Source organism: Paraburkholderia sp. BR10141 (genome assembly GCF_056155635.1).
Map to the genome: position 1 here is coordinate 267849 of NZ_JBMIQH010000007.1, position 21764 is coordinate 289612.

General features: G+C 65.7%; 21 protein-coding genes and 2 tRNA genes. 16 read left to right on the forward strand and 7 right to left on the reverse strand.

What is annotated here, in order from left to right; genetic code table 11:
• Positions 1-93 precede the first annotated feature (93 nt).
• The 5 genes from ACOJB8_RS13060 to bioB all read left to right on the forward strand — a co-directional run bounded on the left by ACOJB8_RS13060 (position 94) and on the right by bioB (position 6314).
• Positions 94-1488 (forward strand): dienelactone hydrolase family protein, encoded by a 1395-nt coding sequence (locus ACOJB8_RS13060; RefSeq protein WP_342948536.1) that lies wholly within the window; start codon positions 94-96, stop codon positions 1486-1488.
• Positions 1489-1903: 415 nt separating this feature from the next.
• Positions 1904-3274 (forward strand): adenosylmethionine--8-amino-7-oxononanoate transaminase, encoded by a 1371-nt coding sequence (gene bioA / locus ACOJB8_RS13065; RefSeq protein WP_368728515.1) that lies wholly within the window; start codon positions 1904-1906, stop codon positions 3272-3274.
• A gap of 1 nt (position 3275) precedes the next feature.
• Positions 3276-4472 carry an 8-amino-7-oxononanoate synthase gene (gene bioF / locus ACOJB8_RS13070; protein ID WP_368728514.1) on the forward strand — a complete coding sequence of 399 codons (1197 nt, stop codon included), beginning with the start codon at positions 3276-3278 and terminating at the stop codon, positions 4470-4472.
• The gene (gene bioD / locus ACOJB8_RS13075; RefSeq protein WP_368603996.1) at positions 4469-5179 is read left to right on the forward strand and encodes a dethiobiotin synthase; all 711 of its coding nucleotides are present in this window, start codon (positions 4469-4471) and stop codon (positions 5177-5179) included. Before bioF ends, bioD begins: the two co-directional genes overlap by 4 nt.
• Positions 5180-5228: 49 nt before the next feature.
• Positions 5229-6314 carry a biotin synthase BioB gene (bioB, locus tag ACOJB8_RS13080; RefSeq protein WP_368682171.1) on the forward strand — a complete coding sequence of 362 codons (1086 nt, stop codon included), beginning with the start codon at positions 5229-5231 and terminating at the stop codon, positions 6312-6314.
• Positions 6315-6393: 79 nt separating this feature from the next.
• Here the strand turns inward: bioB and cytX are convergent, their stop codons facing one another.
• The gene (gene cytX / locus ACOJB8_RS13085; protein WP_368728513.1) at positions 6394-7710 is read right to left on the reverse strand and encodes a putative hydroxymethylpyrimidine transporter CytX; all 1317 of its coding nucleotides are present in this window, start codon (positions 7708-7710) and stop codon (positions 6394-6396) included.
• A gap of 226 nt (positions 7711-7936) precedes the next feature.
• Between cytX and ACOJB8_RS13090 the strand changes: the two genes are divergently transcribed.
• From ACOJB8_RS13090 to ACOJB8_RS13140, 11 genes are all read left to right on the forward strand, one after another.
• Positions 7937-9268 carry a replication-associated recombination protein A gene (locus ACOJB8_RS13090; protein WP_342948541.1) on the forward strand — a complete coding sequence of 444 codons (1332 nt, stop codon included), beginning with the start codon at positions 7937-7939 and terminating at the stop codon, positions 9266-9268.
• Positions 9269-9364: 96 nt separating this feature from the next.
• Positions 9365-10657: a serine--tRNA ligase gene (gene serS, locus ACOJB8_RS13095; RefSeq protein ID WP_368615981.1), complete on the forward strand. Its 1293-nt coding sequence runs from the start codon at positions 9365-9367 to the stop codon at positions 10655-10657.
• Positions 10658-10802: 145 nt separating this feature from the next.
• A tRNA-Ser gene (locus tag ACOJB8_RS13100) sits at positions 10803-10893 on the forward strand.
• Between the two features lie 324 nt (positions 10894-11217).
• On the forward strand, positions 11218-12003 hold the full coding sequence (gene map, locus ACOJB8_RS13105) for a type I methionyl aminopeptidase (RefSeq protein WP_069262698.1): 786 nt from the start codon (positions 11218-11220) through the stop codon (positions 12001-12003).
• Positions 12004-12145: 142 nt separating this feature from the next.
• Complete coding sequence (locus tag ACOJB8_RS13110; protein WP_069262697.1) at positions 12146-12682, forward strand: GNAT family N-acetyltransferase; 537 nt, start codon at positions 12146-12148, stop codon at positions 12680-12682.
• Positions 12683-12818: 136 nt separating this feature from the next.
• The gene (minC, locus tag ACOJB8_RS13115; protein WP_368603991.1) at positions 12819-13697 is read left to right on the forward strand and encodes a septum site-determining protein MinC; all 879 of its coding nucleotides are present in this window, start codon (positions 12819-12821) and stop codon (positions 13695-13697) included.
• Between the two features lie 92 nt (positions 13698-13789).
• Complete coding sequence (gene minD / locus ACOJB8_RS13120) at positions 13790-14605, forward strand: septum site-determining protein MinD (protein ID WP_042260914.1); 816 nt, start codon at positions 13790-13792, stop codon at positions 14603-14605.
• Between the two features lie 14 nt (positions 14606-14619).
• Positions 14620-14874, forward strand: coding sequence for a cell division topological specificity factor MinE (minE, locus tag ACOJB8_RS13125; protein WP_027795398.1), 255 nt, complete (start codon positions 14620-14622; stop codon positions 14872-14874).
• Between the two features lie 231 nt (positions 14875-15105).
• Positions 15106-15423 (forward strand): YXWGXW repeat-containing protein, encoded by a 318-nt coding sequence (locus ACOJB8_RS13130; RefSeq protein ID WP_342948544.1) that lies wholly within the window; start codon positions 15106-15108, stop codon positions 15421-15423.
• A gap of 379 nt (positions 15424-15802) precedes the next feature.
• Positions 15803-16810 carry a lipopolysaccharide heptosyltransferase I gene (waaC, locus tag ACOJB8_RS13135; RefSeq protein ID WP_475012814.1) on the forward strand — a complete coding sequence of 336 codons (1008 nt, stop codon included), beginning with the start codon at positions 15803-15805 and terminating at the stop codon, positions 16808-16810.
• 262 nt (positions 16811-17072) lie between these two features.
• A complete protein-coding gene (locus ACOJB8_RS13140; protein WP_256094537.1) occupies positions 17073-17198 on the forward strand; it encodes a hypothetical protein in 126 nt (41 codons plus the stop codon).
• A gap of 48 nt (positions 17199-17246) precedes the next feature.
• Here ACOJB8_RS13140 and ACOJB8_RS13145 read toward each other — a convergent pair whose 3' ends face one another.
• The 6 genes from ACOJB8_RS13145 to hemW all read right to left on the reverse strand — a co-directional run bounded on the left by ACOJB8_RS13145 (position 17247) and on the right by hemW (position 21756).
• Entirely contained in the window at positions 17247-17426 is a 180-nt protein-coding gene (locus ACOJB8_RS13145) for a hypothetical protein (protein ID WP_069262693.1), read from the reverse strand.
• A 142-nt stretch (positions 17427-17568) separates the two neighbouring features.
• Positions 17569-18885: an MFS transporter gene (locus tag ACOJB8_RS13150; protein WP_069262692.1), complete on the reverse strand. Its 1317-nt coding sequence runs from the start codon at positions 18883-18885 to the stop codon at positions 17569-17571.
• Between the two features lie 391 nt (positions 18886-19276).
• The gene (locus ACOJB8_RS13155; RefSeq protein ID WP_256094568.1) at positions 19277-19711 is read right to left on the reverse strand and encodes a TonB family protein; all 435 of its coding nucleotides are present in this window, start codon (positions 19709-19711) and stop codon (positions 19277-19279) included.
• Positions 19712-19915: 204 nt separating this feature from the next.
• A complete protein-coding gene (locus ACOJB8_RS13160; RefSeq protein ID WP_475012816.1) occupies positions 19916-20128 on the reverse strand; it encodes a hypothetical protein in 213 nt (70 codons plus the stop codon).
• Between the two features lie 303 nt (positions 20129-20431).
• Positions 20432-20521 (reverse strand) — tRNA-Ser (locus ACOJB8_RS13165).
• A gap of 65 nt (positions 20522-20586) precedes the next feature.
• Positions 20587-21756 (reverse strand): radical SAM family heme chaperone HemW, encoded by a 1170-nt coding sequence (gene hemW / locus ACOJB8_RS13170; protein ID WP_141710614.1) that lies wholly within the window; start codon positions 21754-21756, stop codon positions 20587-20589.
• Positions 21757-21764: the final 8 nt, after the last annotated feature.

The window sequence follows — 21764 nt, forward strand, 5'->3', positions numbered from 1 at the left end:
TGTCTCGTTGTGCCCTGAAAGGGCTGAAGCGTGGGTAATGGTCGGACGGTTGTCGGGTTCACAGCAGCAGGTCTTTTGCAGGTGGTGTAGCGCATGGCGTTCAGGAAGCTCCTTACCGGATGGGTCGTAGCCGGCACCGCGTGTGTGCTTTCGGTGGCTCACGCAGCGTCGCTTTCCGATCCGGCAAGTGCGAGCGCGAACGCGCAACTCGCCGCCAACACCCCGGCCACGCATTCCGCCAACGGCCCCCAATCCAGCCTCGCAGGCGGTCCCCTCGGCAGCGCCAACGTGCCGCGCATCGCGCTCGACGACGCGTATCTGCCCGTCGTGCCCGCCAGCATGAACGAGCAGGTGATCCGCGTTCCCGTCGATGCATCGGGTGACGTCACGCTCGAAACCACGATTTACCGCCCGAACGGCCCCGGCCCGTTCCCGATGGTGATCTTCAACCACGGCAAGATTCCCGGCGACCCGCACCTCCAGTCACGCAGCGACCCGCTCTCGTTCGCGCGCGAATTCGTGCGCCGCGGCTACGTCGTCGTCGCGCCGAACCGCCAGGGCTTCGCGGAGTCGGGCGGCTCGTATCAGCAGGACGGCTGCGATGTCGCGAACAACGGCCTGGGCCAGGCGGCCGATGTTGCCTCGACCATCGCGTACATGTCGAAGCAGCCTTATGTCGACGCGAGCCAGATCATCGTCGCGGGCACCTCGCACGGCGGCCTTGCCACCATGGCCTATGGCACCGAGGCGGCCAACGGCGTGCGCGCACTCATCAACTTCTCGGGCGGCCTGCGCCAGGACGCCTGCACGGGCTGGCAGAACAACCTGACGCAGGCGTTCGGCGACTACGGCGGCAAGGCCCGCGTGGCCTCGCTCTGGCTCTACGGCGACAACGACTCGGTCTGGTCGCCCGATCTCGTCGCGAAGATGTTCGCCGCTTACCGCGACGCCCAGACGGGTGAGGATCACCCGGCCGCGACGGCCAAGCTCGTGGACTTCGGCGCCTACAAGAACGACGCGCATCGCCTCGTGGGCGATCGCGACGGCGTGAAGATCTGGTGGCCGACGGTCGAGGCGTTCCTCGCCAACCGCGGCCTGCCGACGGCGGTGCAGTATCGCGTGGCCTCGCCGGTCGCGCCGCGCGGCACCGGCTTCGCGCAAATCGACTCGGTCGGCGCGGTGCCGTTCGTCGATCAGGCGGGCCGCGACGGTTATCGCAACTTCCTCAAGCAGTATCCGAGCCGCGCCTTCGCGGTGTCCGACTCCGGCGCGTGGTCATGGGCCGAAGGCGGCGACAATCCGATGGCCGTGGCGATCTCGAACTGTGAAAAGCACAGCGCCGATCCTTGCCGCCTCTATGCCGTCAACAACACGGTGGTCTGGAACAACGGCGGCACGCAGACCGCCCAGACCGACGAGAGCGACACCACGCGCGCCACGGCGGACAACACCGCCAACGACAGCGACCACCCGCTGGCGAGCCGGTAAGGACCGCTGCCCGGCGAGCGCCGGGCTCACACTCTCCATCGCGTTTGAAGCTTGCGGCCCCAGAGCGGGCCGCTTTGCCTTTGCGCGGCCCATTGCCTCGCACGCAACCCGTTGTGCCGCCCACTATCGGCTGACTTTCGCGCGCCCGCGCCGGCGGACGCGTCGCCAAAAATATCCGCCGCGCCGTCCTGCATTCTGCAATTTCGCACCGCCGCGCAGATTTTTTTGCGTAAGGCGGGTTCACTTTGCCGTCGTCATCTCCGCGCATTTCTGGTCTTTCTTTTCCATCGGTCCGGAGTTGTCCCGAACGGCGCGAAACGCCGCACCGCCGTGCGTTGGAGGGCGATTTCCGGGGTAGTGCATTGCGGCAGCTAACACGTTAATCTCGATCCCGCTGTCGTATCGGGAGTCGTATTTGAATTCGCAATCTCACCTTGCCCGCGAAGATCGCGCCGCGACCGATTGGGTCGCTCGCAGCCTGCGCGCCGTGTGGCACCCTTGCACCCAGATGAAACATCACGAGCGCCTGCCGCTCGTGGCCGTCGCACGGGGCGAAGGCCCGTGGCTGCATGACCGCGAGGGCCGCCGTTACCTGGACGCGATCAGTTCGTGGTGGGTGAACCTCTTCGGCCACGCCAACGCCTCGATCAATGCCGCGCTCAAGGCGCAACTCGACACGCTCGAGCACGTCATGCTCGCGGGCTGCACGCACGAGTCCGCCGTGGAGCTCGCCGAGCGGCTGTCGGCGCGCACGGGCGGCGTGCTCGGCCATGCGTTCTTCGCTTCCGACGGCGCGTCGGCCGTCGAAATCGCGCTCAAGATGAGCTTTCATTCGTGGCGCAACCGCGGCGAGAGCGGCAAGCGTGAATTCGTCTGCCTTGCCAACAGCTATCACGGCGAGACCATCGGCGCGCTCGGCGTGACCGATGTGAAGCTCTTCAGGGATGCGTACGATCCGTTGCTGCATCACGCGCATGTGGTCGCTTCGCCCGACGCCCGCGCGGCGCAACCCGGCCAAACGGCGGCGGATGTCGCCGCGCGCGCGCTGGCCGATGTCGAGCGTCTTTTCATCGAGCGCGAGGGGCGCATCGCTGCGTTGATCGTCGAGCCGCTCGTGCAGTGCGCCGCCGGCATGGCGATGCACGATCCCGCGTATCTCAAGGGCCTGCGCGCGCTGTGCGACCGCCATCGCGTTCACCTGATCGCCGATGAAATCGCCGTCGGCTGCGGGCGCACCGGCACGTTCTTCGCGTGCGAGCAGGCCGACATCTGGCCCGATCTGCTCACGCTCTCGAAGGGCATCAGCGGCGGCTATCTGCCGCTTTCGATCGTGCTGTCGCGCGACGCGATCTACGAGTCGTTCTACGACGACGACACGACGCGCGGCTTCCTCCATTCGCATTCGTACACGGGCAATCCGCTCGCGTGCCGCGCCGCGCTCGCCACGCTCGATTTGTTCGAGCGCGATGACGTGCTGGTTGCGAACGCCCGCAAATCGGCGCATCTGCGCGAATTGTTCGATCCTCTCGCCGCGCATCCGCTCGTGCGCAACCTGCGCCAGTGCGGCACGATTCTCGCGTTCGACGTGGCGCTCGAAGACGCGCAGCGCGCGGCGACGTTTTCGCGCCGCTTCTTCGAAAACGCACTGCAGCGCGAACTGCTGCTGCGCCCGATCGGCACGACGGTCTACGTCATGCCGCCGTATATTCTGGACAACGAAATGCAGGCGTTCCTCGCTGCACGCACGCGCGAGACTTTCGACGCCACCGTCGCGGAGGACCTCTGACATGGCATTGCTCGATACCCTCGAACAGGGCTTGCGCGATATCGACGCGCACGGCCTGCGCCGGCGCCGCCGCACCGCCGACTCGCCTTGCAGCGCCCATATGCAGGTGGACGGCCGCGCGACTATCGGTTTTGCCAGCAACGACTATCTCGGCCTCGCCGCGCACCCGCAACTGGTCGCGGCCATCGCTGAAGGCGCGCAGCGTTACGGCGCGGGCAGCGGCGGCTCGCATCTGCTCGGTGGCCACTCGCGCGCTCACGCCCAGCTCGAAGACGATCTCGCGGCATTCGCGGGCACCTTCGTCGCTGCGCCGCGCGCGCTGTACTTCAGCACCGGCTACATGGCCAACCTGGCCGTGCTCACGGCGCTCGCGGGGCGCGGCACGACGATCTTTTCCGATGCGCTCAACCACGCCTCGCTGATCGACGGCGCGCGGCTCTCGCGCGCCGACATCCAGATCTATCCGCATGCCGACATGGCGGCGCTCGCCGCGATGCTCGAAGCCTCCGACGCGAGCGCGAAGCTGATCGTGAGCGACACGGTGTTCAGCATGGACGGCGATGTCGCGCCGCTCGCGCGTCTCGTCGAACTCGCGCAACAGCATGGCGCGTGGCTCGTGGTCGACGACGCACATGGTTTCGGCGTACTGGGCCCGCAGGGCCGCGGCTCGCTCGCGCAAGCCGCGCTGCGCTCGGAGCATCTCGTGATGGTCGGCACACTCGGGAAGGCGGCGGGCGTGTCGGGCGCGTTCATTTGCGCGCATGGCACCGTGATCGAGTGGCTTGTGCAGCGTGCGCGTCCGTACATCTTCACCACGGCTTCGTCGCCGGCGGTTGCGCATGCGGTGTCCGCGAGCCTGCGTTTGATCGAAGGCGAGGAGGGCGACGCGCGCCGCGCGCATCTCAAGCATCTGATCGCGCGCACGCGCGCGCTGCTCAGCGATACCTGCTGGCAACCCGTCGATTCGCATACCGCCGTGCAGCCGCTCGTCATCGGCGCGAACGAGGCGACGCTCGCGCTGCAGGCCACGCTCGAGCGCGACGGCCTGTGGGTGCCCGCCATTCGTCCACCGACCGTGCCCGAGGGCACCTCGCGTCTGCGCATTTCGCTCTCCGCTGCGCATTCGGATGCCGACCTCGACCGGCTGAACGCATCGCTGCAACGCGCGAGCCTCGAAGCACGGGAGCTTGTGCAATGACGGTTTCGCTTTTCGTCACCGGCACCGATACCGAGATCGGCAAGACCTTCGTGAGCGCGGCGCTGCTGCGCGGCTTCGCTCGCGCGGGGCTGCGCGCCACGGCGCTCAAGCCGATCGCCGCGGGCGCTTACGAGCGCGACGGCGTGTGGCACAACGAGGACGCCGATCAGCTCGACGCCGCCGCGAGCGTGCTGCTGCCGCCCGAGATCCGCACGCCGTTCCTGCTCAAAGAGCCCGCCGCGCCGCACATCGCCGCCGCGCTCGAAGGCGTGACGCTCGATATGGCGCGCATCGTCGATTGCTACGAGGCGGCCTGCGAGCGCGCGGATGCCGTCGTCGTGGAAGGCGTGGGCGGTTTTCGCGTGCCTCTTACGCCGACCGAAGACACCGCCGATCTCGCCGTCGCGCTCGGTCTGCCCGTCGTGCTCGTGGTGGGCATGCGCCTCGGCTGCATCAGCCACGCGCTGCTCACTGCCGAAGCGATTGCCGCGCGCGGATTGACGCTCGCGGGCTGGGTCGCGAACCGTATCGACCCGGCCATGACGTTCCCCGAGGAAAACATCGGCACGCTGCGCGAGCGCCTCGCCGCTCAGTACGGTGCGCCGCTCGTCGGCGTCGTGCCGCACATGCGCGGTGCGAGCGCCGACGACGCAGCCGGACATCTGAACATCGATGCGTTGCTCGCACGCCTGCGCGCCAACGCGTAATGCACTCAAGCACAGTCAAGCACAGTCACGTAAAGAAGGACCCGACACCATGACGCAAACCCACATCGACATCACAACGCTCAAGGCCACCGCGCCGAGCGCCCAGGCCGCAGCCGAAGCCGCCGCGCGCTGGAAAGTCGCCGACGTCGCCGCACTCTACGAGTTGCCGTTCAACGACCTGATGTTCCGCGCGCAGCAGGTGCATCGCGAGCATTTCGATGCGAACGCCGTGCAGCTTTCCACGCTTCTCTCGATCAAGACCGGCGGCTGCGAGGAAGACTGCGCGTACTGCCCGCAATCGGCGCATCACGACACGGAACTGGAAGCCGGCAAGCTGATGGAAGTCGACGCCGTGCTGGACGCGGCGCGCGCGGCCAAGGCAAACGGCGCGACGCGCTTTTGCATGGGCGCGGCGTGGCGCAATCCGAAGGATCGCCACCTCGAACCGATCAAGGACATGATCCGCGGCGTGAAGGCGATGGGTCTCGAAACCTGCGTGACGCTCGGCATGCTCGAAGATCACCAGGCGAAGGCGTTGGCCGATGCGGGCCTCGACTACTACAACCATAACCTCGATACGTCGCCGGAGTTCTACGGCAAGATCATTTCGACGCGCACCTACGAGGACCGCCTCGAGACGCTCGAACGCGTACGCGACGCGGGCATCAACGTGTGCTGCGGCGGCATCGTCGGCATGGGCGAGTCGCGCCGCGAACGCGCGGGCCTGATCGCCCAGCTCGCGAACATGGAGCCGTATCCGGAGTCGGTGCCCATCAACAACCTCGTGCAAGTCGCGGGGACGCCGCTCGAAGGCACGGAACCGATCGACCCGTTCGAATTCGTGCGCACGATCGCGGTGGCGCGCATCACGATGCCCAAGGCGATGGTGCGCCTCTCGGCGGGCCGCGAGCAGATGGACGACGCGCTCCAGGCACTGTGCTTCATGGCGGGCGCGAACTCGATTTTCTACGGCGACCAGCTGCTCACCACGAGCAACCCGCAGGCGCAAGCCGACCGCAAGCTGCTGCAGCGCCTGGGCATCACGGCGCAGGCCGCGCAGCATCTGCCCGCCGACGACCACGCTCATCACGACCATCACGGTCATGCGCACGGCGGCTGCGGCCATTGCGAGTGACGCTGCGCATGTCGCCAAAAGCAAAAACGCCAGGCTGCGTAGCCTGGCGTTTTTTATTGTCCAGCGAAAGTACGGCGCGTTACGCGTAAGCCGCGCGCCGGCGCCCCGCGAGCGCGAGATAGCACAGGGCGCCGATCACGAGCGAAGGCAGCGTCGCGCCGAGATTCGGCAGCCACTGGTTGAGCGCCTGATACGCGCCGAAACCGACCACCCACGCGACGAACGCGCTCACGTGCCAGCCGCCCGAATAGCCATAGGCGCCGTTCAGATCGGCGAGGGCCTGGGTGTCGATGCGGCGGCGGCGCACGACGAAGTGATCGGCGAGCACTACCCCGAAGAGCGGCGCGAACACCGAGCCGATAAAGAGCAGGAAGTTCTCGTACTTCGCCATCGGCACGACGAGGCCGATCAGCGTGCACAGCGCGCCGAACGCCGCCGAGAGCCAGGGCACACTGGCGCGCGTCCAGAACGTGCCGGTCGAGACCGCGGCCGAGTGGATATCGGCGAAGGCATTGTCGATTTCGTCGATCAGCACGAGCAGCAGCGCGAAGCCGCCGCCGGCCTGCGCGAGCGCCGTGGTGAGGAGGGCGTCGCCGCCGCCCGCGGCGAGGCCGTAGATCGCGCCGAGCGCATAGAACCACAGGTTCGCGATGCCATAGCCGAACAGCGTGCCGCGGAAGGTTTCGCCCGCCTTGCGGCCGAACCGCGTGTAGTCGGCGATGAGCGGCAGCCACGAGAGCGGCATCGCCACCACGAGGTCGATGGCGCTGCCAAACGGCATTTCGCCCGTGCCGGGGCGGCGCATCAGCGCGCCCAGGTCCTGCTTCACGAGCAGGCCCCACGTGAGCCAGGCGGCGCCCGCGAGCAGCAGCCAGATTCCCCACGTGCGCAGGAAGCGCCGCACGAAGGAGAGCGGCCCGCTCACGGCGAGCAGCGTGGCGAGCACGCCGAAGATCACGGTCCAGACGAGCGGCATCGACAGGCCGAAGGCTTGCCTGGCGAGCGCATCGGCGGAATCGCGCATCACGATGATCTCGAACGAGCCCCAGCCCACGAGCTGCACCATGTTGATGACGGCCGGCACCGACACGCCACGAACGCCAAGCGTCGGGCGCAGCGACGACATGGCGGCGAGGCCCGTGTCCGTGCCGATCACGCCCGCGAGCGCGAGCAGCACGACGCCGATCACGCTGCCGATGACGATGGCCATAAGCGCGTGGGGCAGCGAGAGGCCCGGCACGAGCAGCGCGCCTGCCTGCGCGACGAGCAGGCCGATGCCGAGCGAAAACCATAGCGCGAAGGCGTCGCCGGTGCGGAACTGACGGCGCGCGTCGGGCACGGGCACATTCGGCGCGTAGGTGGAGCCGGTCTCGCCGGCGTGCGAATCTTGAGTCATGTGGAACGCTTTCCTCTGTATCGTCTGTTTTGTCTGTTTTGTCCGGGTGCGTCGGCTTCAGCAGCTCGGCCCGCGCTTCGCGCCGCGGCGCACGCTGTCATAATGCACGACTGCATCCGGTGCGGCGCGCCGTTTTGTGGAGTGGGGCGCTGTGTCCCCGAATCTGCCACCGAATTTGCCGCACATGTGCGGCCAGCCGGAAAGCCGTCATTATCGCGAAAACGTCATGTTTGAAGAAACCCGTGCCAACGTCCCGCTCGCCGAACGGCTGCGCCCGCGCTCCATCGACGAGGTCATCGGCCAGAAGCATCTGCTCGGGCCCAACAAGCCGCTGCGCGTCGCGTTCGAGTCCGGCGAAGCGCATTCGATGATTCTCTGGGGGCCGCCGGGCGTGGGCAAGACCACGCTCGCGCGCCTCATGGCCGATGCCTTCCACGCCGAATTCATTGCGCTCTCGGCGGTGCTTTCGGGCGTGAAGGACATCCGCGAGGCCGTGGAGCAGGCGCAGCTGCATCGTGCGCATGGCCACCAGACGCTCGTGTTCGTCGACGAGGTCCATCGCTTCAACAAGAGCCAGCAAGACGCCTTCCTGCCGCACGTGGAGTCGGGCCTCTTCGTGTTCGTCGGCGCGACGACGGAAAACCCGTCGTTCGAGGTGAACAGCGCACTGCTGTCCCGCGCCGCCGTGTACGTGCTCAAGAGCCTCGATGAGGAAGAGCAGGGCGAACTGCTCGCGCGCGCGAGCGAGGAACTGGGCGGCCTGACTTTCACGGACGAAGCGAAGAAGGCGTTGATCGGTTCCGCCGACGGCGACGGGCGCAAGCTCCTGAACAACCTCGAAATCGTCGCGCGCGCGGCCGCCCAGCAAAAGAAGACCGAGATCGACGGCGAACTGCTCGGCAGCGCGCTGGCGGAGAACCTGCGCCGCTTCGACAAGGGCGGCGACGCCTTCTACGACCAGATCAGCGCGCTGCACAAGTCGGTGCGCGGCAGCAATCCGGACGGCGCGCTCTACTGGTTCTGCCGCATGCTCGACGGCGGCGCGGACCCGCGCTATCTCGCGCGGCGCATCGTGCGCATGGCGTGGGAGGACATCGGCCTGGCCGACCCGCGCGCCGGGCGCATCACGCTCGATGCCGCTGAAACCTACGAGCGCCTCGGTTCGCCCGAAGGCGAACTCGCGCTCGCGCAGGCCGTGATCTATCTGGCCGTCGCGCCGAAGTCGAACGCGGGCTACAACGCCTATAACGAGGCGCGGCGCTTCGTGAGCAAGGACCAGTCGCGCGCGGTGCCCATCCATCTGCGCAATGCGCCGACGAAGCTGATGAAGGAGCTGGGCTACGGTCACGAATATCGCTACGCGCACGACGAACCCGACGCCTACGCAGCCGGCGAGACCTATCTGCCCGACGGCATGCGCGAGCCGCGCTGGTATCAGCCCACGCCGCGCGGGCTCGAGGGCAAGATCGGCGAAAAGCTCGCGCGCCTGGCCGATCTCGACGCGCACTGGCGCGAGGAGCACCGCGCGGACATCCGCGAGAGGAAGCGCAAGGGCTGAATCGCCCCAAACAACGGCGATGCCCGCCGCGCCGGGCTGCCCGGCCGGTGCGCTAAAATCGTCCCTTCACACAACGAAACTGCGTCTCACAATCCCATGCTCGACATCCAGCTGCTGCGCAAAGACCTCGAAGGCGTCGCGAAGCGCCTCGCCGACCGCGGCTACACCCTCGACGTCGCGGCCTTCTCCGCGCTCGAAGCGGAACGCCGCGCCATCCAGACCCGCACCGAAGAGCTCCAGGCGCGCCGCAACAGCCTGTCGAAGCAGATCGGCGCGATGAAAGGCCGTGGCGAGGACACCTCGGCGGTCATGGCCGAAGTGGGCGGCATCGGCGACGAGATGAAGACGTCGGCGGCCAAGCTCGACGAGATCCAGTCGAAGCTCTCGGACCTGCTGCTCGGCGTGCCGAACCTGCCGCACGAAAGCGTGCCCGCGGGCAAGGACGAGGCCGACAACGTGGAAGTGCGCCGCTGGGGCACGCCGCGCGCGTTCGACTTCGAGGTGAAGGATCACGTGGACGTCGGTACGCCGCTGGGTCTGGACTTCGAAACGGGCGCGAAGCTCTCGGGCGCCCGCTTCACGATGCTGCGCGGCCAGATCGCGCGCCTGCACCGCGCGCTCGCGCAGTTCATGATCGACACCCACACGCTCCACCACGGCTACACGGAAACGTACACGCCCTACATCGTCAACCCGGAAATTCTGTACGGCACGGGCCAGCTGCCCAAGTTCGCCGACGACATGTTCCGCGTGGAAAAGGGCGGCGGCGAAAACACGGTCACGCAGTACCTCATTTCGACCTCGGAAATCTCGCTCACGAACACCGTGCGCGAGAGCATCGTGGAAGGCAGCGCGCTGCCGATCAAGCTCACGGCGCATTCGCCGTGCTTCCGCTCGGAAGCCGGTTCGTATGGCCGCGACACGCGCGGCATGATCCGTCAGCACCAGTTCGACAAGGTCGAGATGGTGCAGATCGTTGCGCCCGAAACGTCGTACGACGCGCTCGAGCAGATGGTCGTCCACGCGGAAACCATTCTGCAGAAGCTTGGCCTGCCGTATCGCGTCATCACGCTGTGCACGGGCGACATGGGTTTCTCGGCCACCAAGACGTATGACCTCGAAGTGTGGCTGCCTGCGCAGAACACGTATCGCGAAATTTCGAGCTGCTCGAACACGGAAGCGTTCCAGGCGCGCCGCATGCAGGCGCGCTATCGCAACGCGCAGGGCAAGCCGGAACTCGTGCACACGCTCAACGGCTCGGGCCTCGCCGTCGGCCGCACGCTGGTTGCCGTGCTGGAGAACTATCAGGAAGCCGATGGCTCGGTCGCCGTGCCGGAGGTGCTGCGGCCGTATATGGGCGGCGTGGCGCGTCTCGAAGCCGGCGCCTGAGGCGCTGTCTCGCGCGCAGGACATGTGATTCCTTGCCCTCGAAACTTTTTTCCGATGAGGGCTTGCAGAAGTCAAAAAATGTTCTATAATCTTCGCTTCTCCGGTTGCCGACCAACACCGGGGAAGCAGTAAAGAGCCGTACACCGGAGAGGTGGCAGAGTGGTCGAATGTACCTGACTCGAAATCAGGCGTACGGTTTCCCCGTACCGTGGGTTCGAATCCCACCCTCTCCGCCAGATTCAGAAAACCCCTGCATGCTTACCCGCTGCAGGGGTTTTTGCTTTTCTGCTCGAGTTCCGGCATGCAGGCCGGCGCGCGCATTCACTTGCGCTTGGGGTCATGATCGGACTGCCAGCGCGCGATGTAAGATATTTCTCATTCTTGACGGCGGCTTTTGCTCGAACGATCGGAGATCTCTGAAAATTCGGCGTCCGGCGTCATCGGGATGACACAGATTGCTGCGGGTTGCTGCGCTGGCGACGCCGCAGCGCCGGTACAATCGCTCCTTTGAATTGCGGCGCAGGCTTCTCTGTCACCGCCGCGCCCACTCCGGTCCATCGATGCCTATCACCTACAAGTCTGCCGATGATCTCGCCCGCCTGCGCATTTCGGGCCGGCTCGCCGCCGACGTGCTCGCGATGATCGGCGAGCACGTGAAGCCGGGCGTCTCCACCGACGACCTCGACGCGATCTGCAACGACTACATCGTCAACACGCTCAAGGCCGTGCCGGCCAATGTCGGCTACCTCGGCTTTCCGAAGACGATCTGCACGTCCGTCAATTCCGTGGTCTGCCACGGCATTCCGAATCGCGGCGAGGTGCTCAAGGACGGCGACATCATCAACATCGACGTGGCCGTGATCAAGGACGGCTATTTCGGGGACACGAGCCGCATGTACTGCGTCGGCACGCCGAGTTCGGTGGGTCGCCAGCTGATCGACACGACCTACGAGGCGATGCTCGCGGGCATCCGCCAGGTGAAGCCGGGGGCGACGCTCGGCGACGTCGGCAACGCCATCCAGAAGCGCGCCCAGGCGGACGGCTTCTCGATCGTGCGCGAGTACTGCGGCCACGGCATCGGCAAGGTCTACCACGAGGAACCGCAGGTGCTGCACTACGGCCAGCCGGGGCAGGGCGTGCGCCTGAAGCCGGGCATGGTCTTCACGATCGAGCCGATGGTCAACGCGGGCCGCGCCGGCACATCGGTGCAGCGCGACGGCTGGACGGTCGTCACGAAGGACCGCTCGCTTTCGGCGCAGTGGGAACACATGGTCGCGGTTACCGACGACGGCTACGAACTCCTCACGCCCTGGCCGGACGGCACAGGCGCCTACGAGGCCCCGTGAGCGTGGCTGTGCGGCCTCTGGGGCCGTCTGTCAAGGCTCGCGCGCGGGGCGTCGCGTGCCGGCAATTGTCAAATAAGGATTTGACTCTCAAGCCAGTTCGGTTAAAGCTACGCGTTAGCGCTTTATTGGGGTTTACGACTGCATGAGTCCGTCACTGACCGTTCGCCGTATCGCCGCCGATCAGGGTGCCGTGCTCCGCGAGCTTCGAACAGCTTCGCTGCGCGACGCGCCTTATGCATTCGGCGACACGCTCGAAGACGCGCTATCCGCCGATGTCGCCGTTTTCGACGCCGCGGCGGCCCGGCATGCGGTCTCGCACACGGGCACGTCGTTCATTCTCTATACCGAGGGCCATCCGGCCGGTCTGATCGGCGCGAGCTTCGAAAGCGCGCCGGCGCGCCGCGCGTTCGTCTCGGCGCTGTGGGTCGCGCCTGCGGTGCGTCATCTGAGCGGCGGCGAACTGCTGCTGAACAGCGCCATCGACTGGCTCGTGAGCGAAGGCGCCACGCAGGTCTACGCCTGGATCACCGACACGAACGCCACGGCCATGCGCTTCTACGAGCGCCTCGGCTTTGTCGCCACCGGCGACCACGCGCGCAGCCAGCAGCAGCCCGAGCAGTGGGAAACGCTGCTCATGCGCACGCTCGGCGAGCATACGAAGTCCGCTTCCTCGCCGTAACGCCCCGCGTTCGCGCCGCTGCGTGCGGCGTCGCGCGCGTTTCGCTGCCCTCCGCACGTCACACCGAAACACCATTAAAAATAATGGCCGTGTGCGTCCGCGCCTGTAAAATACGCAAAATTTTTAGCCGAACGCCATGTCGCCCAAGAAATCGCCATATTTTGAACTGAAGAGCGGTTCAGTCGATACGCTTCTGTTCGTGGTCAAGACGACCGAGCTCGACGCCATGCGCGCCGAGCTCACGCGGCGCTTCGAGGCGACGCCCGAATTCTTCGCGAACGACACTGTCGCGATCGACGTGCGGCGTCTCGCCGACGGCGAGCAGGTCGCGCTCGGCGACATCGCGCGCCTGCTCGAAAGCGTGCGCATGCGTCCGGTAGGCGTGGTTGCGCAACCTGAACAACACAGCTGGGCCGCTGCGGCAGGCCTGCCGTTCCTCGAGGCCCGCGACCGCCGCGGCGCGGGCGCGAAGCCGGCCGCCGAAGAAGGCGCAAGCGAAGGCGAGGCAGCGAATGCTTCGGCGAGCGCATCCGCCACCGGTTCGGCCGCGCCGCACGCCACCGCTGCGCAGCCCGAACTCTTTACGGCCGAAACGGACCCGGCCGCCGCCGAAGCGAGCGCAGCGGCAACGGTGAGTGCCGCGGCGGCCCTCGACGCCGGCGCGTCGGGCACGCGCGCGGAACCCACGCTCGTGATCGACCGGCCGCTGCGCTCGGGCCAGCGCATCTACGCGAAGGGCGACGTGGTCGTGCTCGGCCTCGTATCCAACGGCGCGGAAGTGATCGCCGAGGGCAACATCCACATTTACGCGCCGCTGCGCGGCCGCGCGCTCGCGGGTGTGCACGGCAACCACGACGCACGCATTTTCTGCACGAGCCTCGAGGCGGAACTGATTTCGATTGCGGGCATCTACCGTACGACTGAAGTTCCACTCGCCGACGACGTGCGGGGCAAGCCGGCGCAAATCCGGCTCGAGGAAGAAAAGCTGTTGATCGAACCGTTGAGGCTCACCTGAGTCGCAGCTCGAGCGTCGTGCGCAGGCGATCAGGGGCATGAGCGGCACGCGATGAGACCAAACTGAGAAACTGACGAACGCAAGGTAAGGGAATGGCAAAAATCATTGTGGTGACTTCGGGCAAAGGTGGTGTCGGCAAGACGACCACGAGCGCGAGTTTCGCATCGGGCCTCGCGTTGCGCGGCCACAAGACCGCGGTCATCGACTTCGACGTGGGCCTGCGCAATCTCGACCTCATCATGGGTTGCGAGCGCCGCGTCGTGTACGACCTGATCAACGTGATCCAGGGTGAGGCGAACCTCAATCAGGCGCTCATCAAGGACAAGAAGTGCGAAAACCTCTTCATTCTCCCGGCCTCGCAAACGCGCGATAAAGACGCGCTCACGAAAGAAGGCGTGGAGAAGGTGATCGAGGACCTGCGCAAGATGGACTTCGAGTACATCGTGTGCGATTCGCCCGCGGGCATCGAGTCGGGCGCGCTGCTCGCGATGCACTTCGCCGACGAAGCGCTCATCGTGACGAACCCGGAAGTGTCTTCCGTGCGCGACTCGGACCGTATCCTCGGCATGCTGTCGTCGAAGACGAAGCGTGCGATCGAAGGCAAGGACCCGATCAAGGAGCACCTGCTCATCACCCGCTACAACCCGAAGCGCGTGAGCGAAGGCGAAATGCTCTCGCTGAACGACATTCAGGAAATCCTGCGCATTGAACTGATCGGCGTGATTCCCGAATCGGAAGCGGTGCTGCACGCATCGAACCAGGGTCTGCCGGCAGTGCATCTGGACGGCACCGACGTCGCCGAGTCGTACAAGGACGTCGTGTCGCGCTTTCTCGGCGAGGACAAGTCGCTTCGCTTCACCGATTACCAGAAGCCGGGCCTCTTGCAGCGCCTCTTCGGTAGCAAGTAAGGGAGGCGAACGTCATGTCGTTTCTTTCGTTTTTTCTCGGCGAGAAGAAGAAGTCCGCCTCGGTAGCGAAGGAACGCCTGCAGCTCATCATTGCTCACGAGCGCGCAGGCGGCCATCCGCCCGCCGACTATCTGCCGGCCCTGCAACGCGAACTGGTCGCGGTGATCTCGAAGTACGTGAAGATCTCCGATGAAGACATTCGCGTGAGCCTCGAACGTCAGGACGATCTCGAAGTGCTCGAGGTCAAGATCGAGATTCCGCAGGCTTGAGTTTCAACGCGCGCAGCCACTGCGCTGCGCGCGTCGTTCGTCGTATCGCCCCGCTGTTCCTTCGCGCCTTCCCTTCTCGTGCGCCGTGCTTTGGCCCGGTCGCCTGCCTTGCCGAAATATTCCGTTTCACATCACCCCGCGCCGTAACACCGCCGCTGTCAGCGCAACGCCGTGCTCGCGCATTGATCGGGTAACGCCAATCCAGGCGTCAAACAATCAAGGGTGGCCAACATGAACAACTCCATTCGCCTCTTCATTGCCAAGGTCGCAATCGTTGCCGCTGGCACCTGCGCGGTCGCGGCTCCGGCGCTTGCCGAAATCGTCGTGGTCGAGCCGAGCGCGCCGCCGCCTGGCGAACGTGTGGAAGTCGCGCCGGCGCCGCGCGTGGGCTACGTGTGGGACAAGGGCCACTGGCGCTGGGACCACGGCCAGTACGTGTGGGTGAGGGGCCACTGGCAGGCCGAGCGTGTCGGCTACCACTGGGTGCCGGGCCACTGGATCGCGCACGGCCCGAACTGGCGCTGGGTCGAAGGCCACTGGGCCGCCTGATCCTTCAAGCCTGAGGGGAGCCCTATCATGAGTAAAAAATTGCTCGCGGCGGCCGTGCTCGCGCTTATGCTGGCGGGCTGCATCGTCGTGCCGGCGCGGCCCATGTACGTGAGACCCGCACCGGTCGTCGTCTACTAGCCGTCGACCGTTTCTATCGATCCTCGACGGATCGTCCCGACCGGGCGCGACACGCATTGGCGTGTCGCGCCCGGTGCGTTTTGCGGTGTACTTTGTCGACGCCGCACAGGGAACCTGTAAGAAAGGGACAGATTTCGCTCGTGCCGAATCGCCCATTCGCAGGTTGGCGCAAGGTTCGTCCGCTAAAATCTCCGCCAATCCCTTGAAGACTGGAATATCGGGCCCTGAGGCCCGCAGCACAATGAAACGAGTTTTGATTGTCAAAGTGACTTCGCTCGGCGATATCGTCGAGGCGCTTCCGGTCGTGGCCGACGTGCAGCGCGCCTTCCCCGGCGTGAAGGTCGATTGGGCCGCCGATGAGGCCTTTGCCGATATCGTGCGCTGGAATGCCGGCATCGACCGCGTGCTCTGCGCGCCGCTGCGCCGTTTCAAGAAGGCGCGCCGCTGGAGCGACTTCAAGTCGATCTGGGCGTCGATTTCGGAGTTGCGCGCCTACCGCTACGACGCCATCGTCGACATTCACGGCGTGTACAAGAGCGCGATCATCGCGTTTCTCGCGCGCGGGCGGCGCCGCTTTGGCTATCTCACGCAGGACCTCGGCGAGCGTGGCGCAGCCTTCGCGTACAACGGCCGTTTCGGGCCGCGTCCGAAGTGCGATGCGTGGCACGGCATGCGCATCAGCGCCGGCGAGGCGCTCGGCTATACGGTCGACACGCCGCCCGAATTCCAGATGCGCGTTCCGCGCGACGGCACCGCGCTGCCCGCGCCTGACGTGCCCACGGCGCTGCTCTTTCACGCGACTTCGAAAGACGAGAAGAAGTGGCCGGTCGCGCATTGGGGGGAACTGGGCAATGCGTTGATCGCGCGTGGCCTGCGTATCGAGTTGCCGTGGGGATCCGATAACGAGCACGCCACGGCGCGCGAGATCGCGGCGCTCATCCCGGGCGCGAGGGTGCTGCCGCGCCTCACGGTTTCTCAGGTCGCACAGCGCATCGAGGATTGCGCGCTCGTGGTCGGCACCGACACGGGGTTCGTGCATCTCTCGCACGCGCTCATCAAGCCGACGGTGATGGTCTTCGTTTCGACCGACGCCGAACACAGCGGCGTGCGTGCGCCCAATCGCTCGATCTCGATCGGCGATGGCCGTCACGTGCCGCCCGTGCAGGTGGCGATCGATGCCGTCGATCGCATCTACCCGGTGCGCGACGGCGGCGTGTCCGTGCCGTCATCGCGCGTTCACGCCGCTTGATTTTGGCGGGTCGCCACGCGCGTTGCGGCGGGCATTCCCCCGCCGTTTCCCATTACGAGCTTGTTAAAAGTGTCGTGCCTGTATTGCAGGGGCGCGCCTGACAGCGCATGCAAAAGGCTTTGCGCTCCGATGCTGTTACACGGGCCATACCGCTGCTTACAAATTGCAACGCCTCACGCCTTCGCCGTCGTGTTCAATCGTAACCGTCCAGCCCGACATCGCATGGCCGGACACAGACACTGACTTGAAGGGAGAGACCACTGTGAAACGATTGACGCTTACCCTCATCGCCGGCGCATTGCTCGCGGCTTCGCTGGGCGGCTGCGTCGTGGTGCCGGCCGGCGGCTACTACGGCGGCGGCTACCATCACGGCTATTACTATCGCTGATCGCCGCCGGACGGTGCCGCACCAACGGTACCAGCGGCACAGCAGCCTTCAGGCAAGCAGCATTTCAATCGCGATAACCGCGGCAATTGCCGCGGCGTTCGCGGCCAGCGCTTCGAGCAGGACCGCACGCCAGCTCGCGGTGCGCAGGCGAAACGCCAGCAGGAGCGAGATGCCCAGGGCGAGGGCGATGATCAGGACAATGTCGGCGTTGCTCAGATGCAGGTTCATCGTCGGCTCCCCCGGGAGATCGCTCCCCGCTAGCTGATTCGAGTATAGACACGCCTCGCGCGTACCCAAAGCGATCAAAAAAGGCATAAAAAAAGCGGAGACCGCCTGGCGGCCTCCGCTTTTTCATTGTTGCGGCGTTGCGTTACGAGAGCGACGTATGGCGCGTCTCGCGCATGCACAGGACACCGAACAGGCTCACGCAGGCGGCGATCGACACATACGCGCCGACCCACGAGAGTCCGCCGCGCGCTGCCAGCACCTGCGCGATATACGGCGCGACCGATGCGCCGAGAATGCCGCCCAGGTTGTACGCCACGCCCGCGCCCGTGTAGCGCACGCTGGTCGGGAACAGCTCCGGCAACAGCGCGCCCATCGGCGCGAACGTGGCGCCCATCAGGAACAGCTGGATCACGAGGAAGAGCAGCACGAGCGGCGTGGCACCGCTGCCGAGCAGCGGCTCCATCGTGAAGCCCGAGAGAATCGCCAGAATGCAGCCGACGATCAGCACGGGCTTGCGGCCGAAGCGGTCGGAAAGCCAGGCCGAGATCGGCGTCGCGATACCCATGAACACCACCGCGATGCACAGCATGCCGAGGAAGGTCGGGCGCGGAATGTGGAGCGCCGTCACGCCGTGCGAGAGCGAGAACACCGTGGCGTTGTAGAAGAGCGTGTAGCACACGACCATGGCGAGCGCGCCGAGCAGCGTCGGCCACCAGTACTGCGAGAGCAGCGTCGCGACCGGCACCTTGACACGTTCCTCGCGCTCGACAGCGGCCTTGAAGGCGGGCGTCTCGGCGATCTTCATGCGCACGTACAGACCGAGCGCGACGAGCACCGCCGAGACGATGAACGGCACGCGCCAGCCCCAGTCGCGGAACTGCTGGTCGGAGAGCGTCGAAGCGAGGCCGAAGAAAAGGCCGTTCGAGGCGAGAAAGCCCACCGACGGCCCGAGCTGCGGGAACATGCCGAACCAGCCGCGCTTGCCTTGCGGCGCGTATTCCGTCGCGAGGAGCGCGGCGCCGCCCCATTCGCCGCCGAGGCCAATGCCCTGGCCGAAGCGCAGGATGCACAGCAGGATCGGCGCGAGGCTGCCAATCGCGTCATAGCCGGGCAGGAAGCCGATCAGCGTGGTGGAGAGGCCCATGACGAGCAGCGACGCCACCAGCGTCGATTTACGGCCGATACGGTCGCCGAAGTGGCCGAAGATGAACGAGCCGATCGGCCGCGCGACGAACGCAATGCCGAAGGTGACGAACGCCGAGAGCGCCTGCGCCGTAGCCGAACCGTGCGGGAAGAACACGGGGCCGATCACGAGCGCGGCGGCCGTTGCGTACACATAGAAGTCGTAGAACTCGATCGCGGTGCCGATAAAGCTCGCAAAGATCACGCGCGCGGTGCTTTGCTGCTTCGCTGCGTTTGCCTGATCGGCGCGCGCGGGCGAAATGGGTGAGGTGGACATTCAAGGGTCTCCAGTCGTTGTGACGCGCTTGCGCCTGAGTCTTGCGTGGCTTTGCGCGGGCGTCTTTGTACAGGCTCGAAGCGTAGCGGGGCGCGTGCCTGATGCTCGACGCTCCGGCAGCGTCCGTCAGGCGGCGACGCTTCGCCAGTATGCAACGCACAGCGCGGGCCGTGCGCGTTGATTCCCGACCGGCCAAAGCGCGCGCCGATAGGCGCAAGAAGGCGAAAGCGCGGTCGAAGCCTCACGCGGCCGCGCGGATGGCGCATGGCAAGAGGTATGGCCGGCGGGCGCCGGCTGGGGATAGCGAAAAATTATAACGACCGTGCGCGCCGTGCAGCAAGGCGGGCGTAAGCAGGCTCGCGCGCGTCAGGTATCGCGCGAAGCGCGTTGGTCACTGGTAGTTCTGCGCCTGCGGCGAGGCGAGCGTGCGCAACTGGAACTTGCCGTTGTCGTTGAAGAGCCAGTCCTCGAACATCTCGAGCTGGCCCGCGGAATTGAGCAGGCCGCCCGGCGGCGGCGGCAGAGGCGCGGCGCGGCGCAACGTTGCGAGGGCAGTGGCTTCGGCTTCGTCGTCGCCGTTGGTCCGGTAAACCGACGACTTCACGATCTGGCCATTGCGATTGACCGTGAACGACACGACCACGAGCGAGCGCAGCATGGCCTGGGGCGCGCCGTGCAGAACGTAGGACGGGTTGTGCTCGACGATGTGTTTCGCCACCGTGGTGCGGTAGTCGTCGAGTGTGGCGCTATTGATCGCCGCGGGGGGAATGACGAGAAGCGGCCTGGGCGGCGGCGTGATCGTGCAGGCGCCGAGGCACCCGAGCATCGCGAGCAGCAAAACCAGACCGAGGCGCCGTGCGAGGGAGGCGCTGTGTGCGGACGAACCGCAAGACCACTGGACGCGGATGAGCATGTCGAACAAGCTCGGAAGCGGAACCTGAATCGAGCTTAGACGATACGCAGCGGGAAGCAATCAGAACTGTCCCGCGTAGTCACGGGACGGGCGAAACGGCGAGGGTATTCGAGGTGCTTATTCGACCGGGAACTGCGCGCAGGGATCGGCCGCGGTGGTTGCGCAGGCGTACGAGTATTCGCCGCTCTTCAGGAACAGCTCCTTGCCGACCTGGAAGTTGTCACGCAGATTGGGCGAGCTTTCCCACGCGATGTAGCTCGAGCACGTCACGGCGAACAGGACGACGAGCGAAAACGCGAATTTCTCGAGCAGTTGGTATTGGTGCGGCATGGCGATCTTTCCCATCAATGGGTAGCATTTTACCTCATGGTTAGGGTTTTCACCTAGTGAATTGAGCGCGATTTTCTGGGGCGATTTTTGGGTTTGACCCTTTAATTGTTGATTGCCGTGTCATACGCTCGGCGCGAGATGATCAGCGCAAAATAACTCGCAGTCCTGATTACTGAGGGTGCAATGCTGACCACGCATTTTCGCGTAGCGCAGGGCAGGCATCTCGTTGATCGATGGCGTTTCGGCCTGAGGGCCGGCATCTTGACGACACGCTGGCGTTCAGTCGCGCCAGGTTTCACGAATTGGCGGAGGCGGTGAGATTCGAACTCACGGAAGGGTTACCCCTTCGCCGGTTTTCAAGACCGGTGCATTCAACCACTCTGCCACACCTCCGAAGCCGCGCATTGTAACCCGAAACGCACACGCGGCGGCAGTCGCACAGGCGACCGGCGTCGACCTCAGTGCGGGTCTTTCAGGAACAGCGCCTGCAAGTCGTTGAGGAAGCGCTGCCCCAACTCGGTCGGCGCGATCTTCTCGTAATCGCGCGTGATGAGGCCGCGCCGCTCGGCTTCCTGCAGCGCCGGTTCGATCGTCGTGATCGGTAGGCCCGTGCGCTCGATGAAACGATGTACCGGAAACCCTTCCACGAGCCGCAGCGCGTTGAGCATGAACTCGAACGGCAAATCGCGCGCGCTCACTTCGTGCTCTTCCTGGACCGGCGTGCCCGCGCGCGCCTGCTCGATAAAGGTCGCCGGATGCTTGTAGCGCGCCTGGCGCACGATACGGTTCGGAAACGAGAGCTTCGTATGCGCGCCGGCGCCGATCCCGAGATAGTCGCCGAAGCGCCAGTAGTTAAGGTTATGCCGGCATTGGCGATCCGGCTGTGCGTAAGCCGAAACCTCATAGCGTCCGTATCCCGCGCCCGACGTGCGCTCGTGAATCCAGTCCTGCATGTCGGCGGACTGGTCGTCGTCGGGCAGGGCGGGCGGAAACTTGGCGAACAGCGTGTTCGGCTCGAGCGTCAGGTGATACAGCGACAGATGCGGCGGCTTGAACGAGAGCGCCGTATCGATGTCGGCCTGGCATTCCGCGAGCGTCTGCTGCGGCAGAGCGAACATCAGGTCGAGGTTGAAGTTGTCGAAAGTATTCGCCGCGACCTCGACCGCATGGCGCGCCTGCGCCGCGTCGTGAATGCGTCCGAGCGCCTTCAGATGCGCCTCGTTGAAGCTCTGGATGCCCACCGAAAGCCGGTTCACGCCGCTCGCGCGAAACTGCGCGAACTTCGCGGCTTCGAAGGTGCCTGGATTCGCTTCGAGCGTGATCTCGGCGTCGGCGTCGAGCGGCAGCAGGGCGCGCACGTCCGAAAGCAGTCGATCGAGACCCGCCGCGGAAAGCAGGCTGGGCGTGCCCCCGCCGATGAACACCGTATGCACCTGGCGCCCCCAAACGAGCGGCAGCGCCTGTTCGAGATCGGCGCGCAGCGCGTCGAGGTAATCGTCTTCGGGGAAGCGTTCGCCCTTCCATTCATGCGAGTTGAAATCGCAATACGGGCACTTGCGCACGCACCACGGAAAATGCACGTAGAGCGCGAGCGGTGGCAGCGACGTGAGGCGAATGCTGCCAGGCATCGTGAACG

Coding starts and splice junctions, on each gene's coding strand:
- ACOJB8_RS13110 (WP_069262697.1), top strand. CDS start 12,146: ATGAGTCCGTCACTGACCGTTCGCCGTATCGCCGCCGATCAGGGTGCC.
- minC (WP_368603991.1), top strand. CDS start 12,819: ATGTCGCCCAAGAAATCGCCATATTTTGAACTGAAGAGCGGTTCAGTC.
- ACOJB8_RS13145 (WP_069262693.1), bottom strand. CDS start 17,426: ATGAACCTGCATCTGAGCAACGCCGACATTGTCCTGATCATCGCCCTC.
- ACOJB8_RS13160 (WP_475012816.1), bottom strand. CDS start 20,128: ATGCCGCACCAATACCAACTGCTCGAGAAATTCGCGTTTTCGCTCGTC.
- ACOJB8_RS13060 (WP_342948536.1), top strand. CDS start 94: ATGGCGTTCAGGAAGCTCCTTACCGGATGGGTCGTAGCCGGCACCGCG.
- map (WP_069262698.1), top strand. CDS start 11,218: ATGCCTATCACCTACAAGTCTGCCGATGATCTCGCCCGCCTGCGCATT.
- bioF (WP_368728514.1), top strand. CDS start 3,276: ATGGCATTGCTCGATACCCTCGAACAGGGCTTGCGCGATATCGACGCG.
- ACOJB8_RS13155 (WP_256094568.1), bottom strand. CDS start 19,711: ATGCTCGGGTGCCTCGGCGCCTGCACGATCACGCCGCCGCCCAGGCCG.
- cytX (WP_368728513.1), bottom strand. CDS start 7,710: ATGACTCAAGATTCGCACGCCGGCGAGACCGGCTCCACCTACGCGCCG.
- minE (WP_027795398.1), top strand. CDS start 14,620: ATGTCGTTTCTTTCGTTTTTTCTCGGCGAGAAGAAGAAGTCCGCCTCG.
- ACOJB8_RS13090 (WP_342948541.1), top strand. CDS start 7,937: ATGTTTGAAGAAACCCGTGCCAACGTCCCGCTCGCCGAACGGCTGCGC.
- hemW (WP_141710614.1), bottom strand. CDS start 21,756: ATGCCTGGCAGCATTCGCCTCACGTCGCTGCCACCGCTCGCGCTCTAC.
- ACOJB8_RS13130 (WP_342948544.1), top strand. CDS start 15,106: ATGAACAACTCCATTCGCCTCTTCATTGCCAAGGTCGCAATCGTTGCC.
- minD (WP_042260914.1), top strand. CDS start 13,790: ATGGCAAAAATCATTGTGGTGACTTCGGGCAAAGGTGGTGTCGGCAAG.
- bioD (WP_368603996.1), top strand. CDS start 4,469: ATGACGGTTTCGCTTTTCGTCACCGGCACCGATACCGAGATCGGCAAG.
- waaC (WP_475012814.1), top strand. CDS start 15,803: ATGAAACGAGTTTTGATTGTCAAAGTGACTTCGCTCGGCGATATCGTC.
- serS (WP_368615981.1), top strand. CDS start 9,365: ATGCTCGACATCCAGCTGCTGCGCAAAGACCTCGAAGGCGTCGCGAAG.
- ACOJB8_RS13150 (WP_069262692.1), bottom strand. CDS start 18,885: ATGTCCACCTCACCCATTTCGCCCGCGCGCGCCGATCAGGCAAACGCA.
- bioB (WP_368682171.1), top strand. CDS start 5,229: ATGACGCAAACCCACATCGACATCACAACGCTCAAGGCCACCGCGCCG.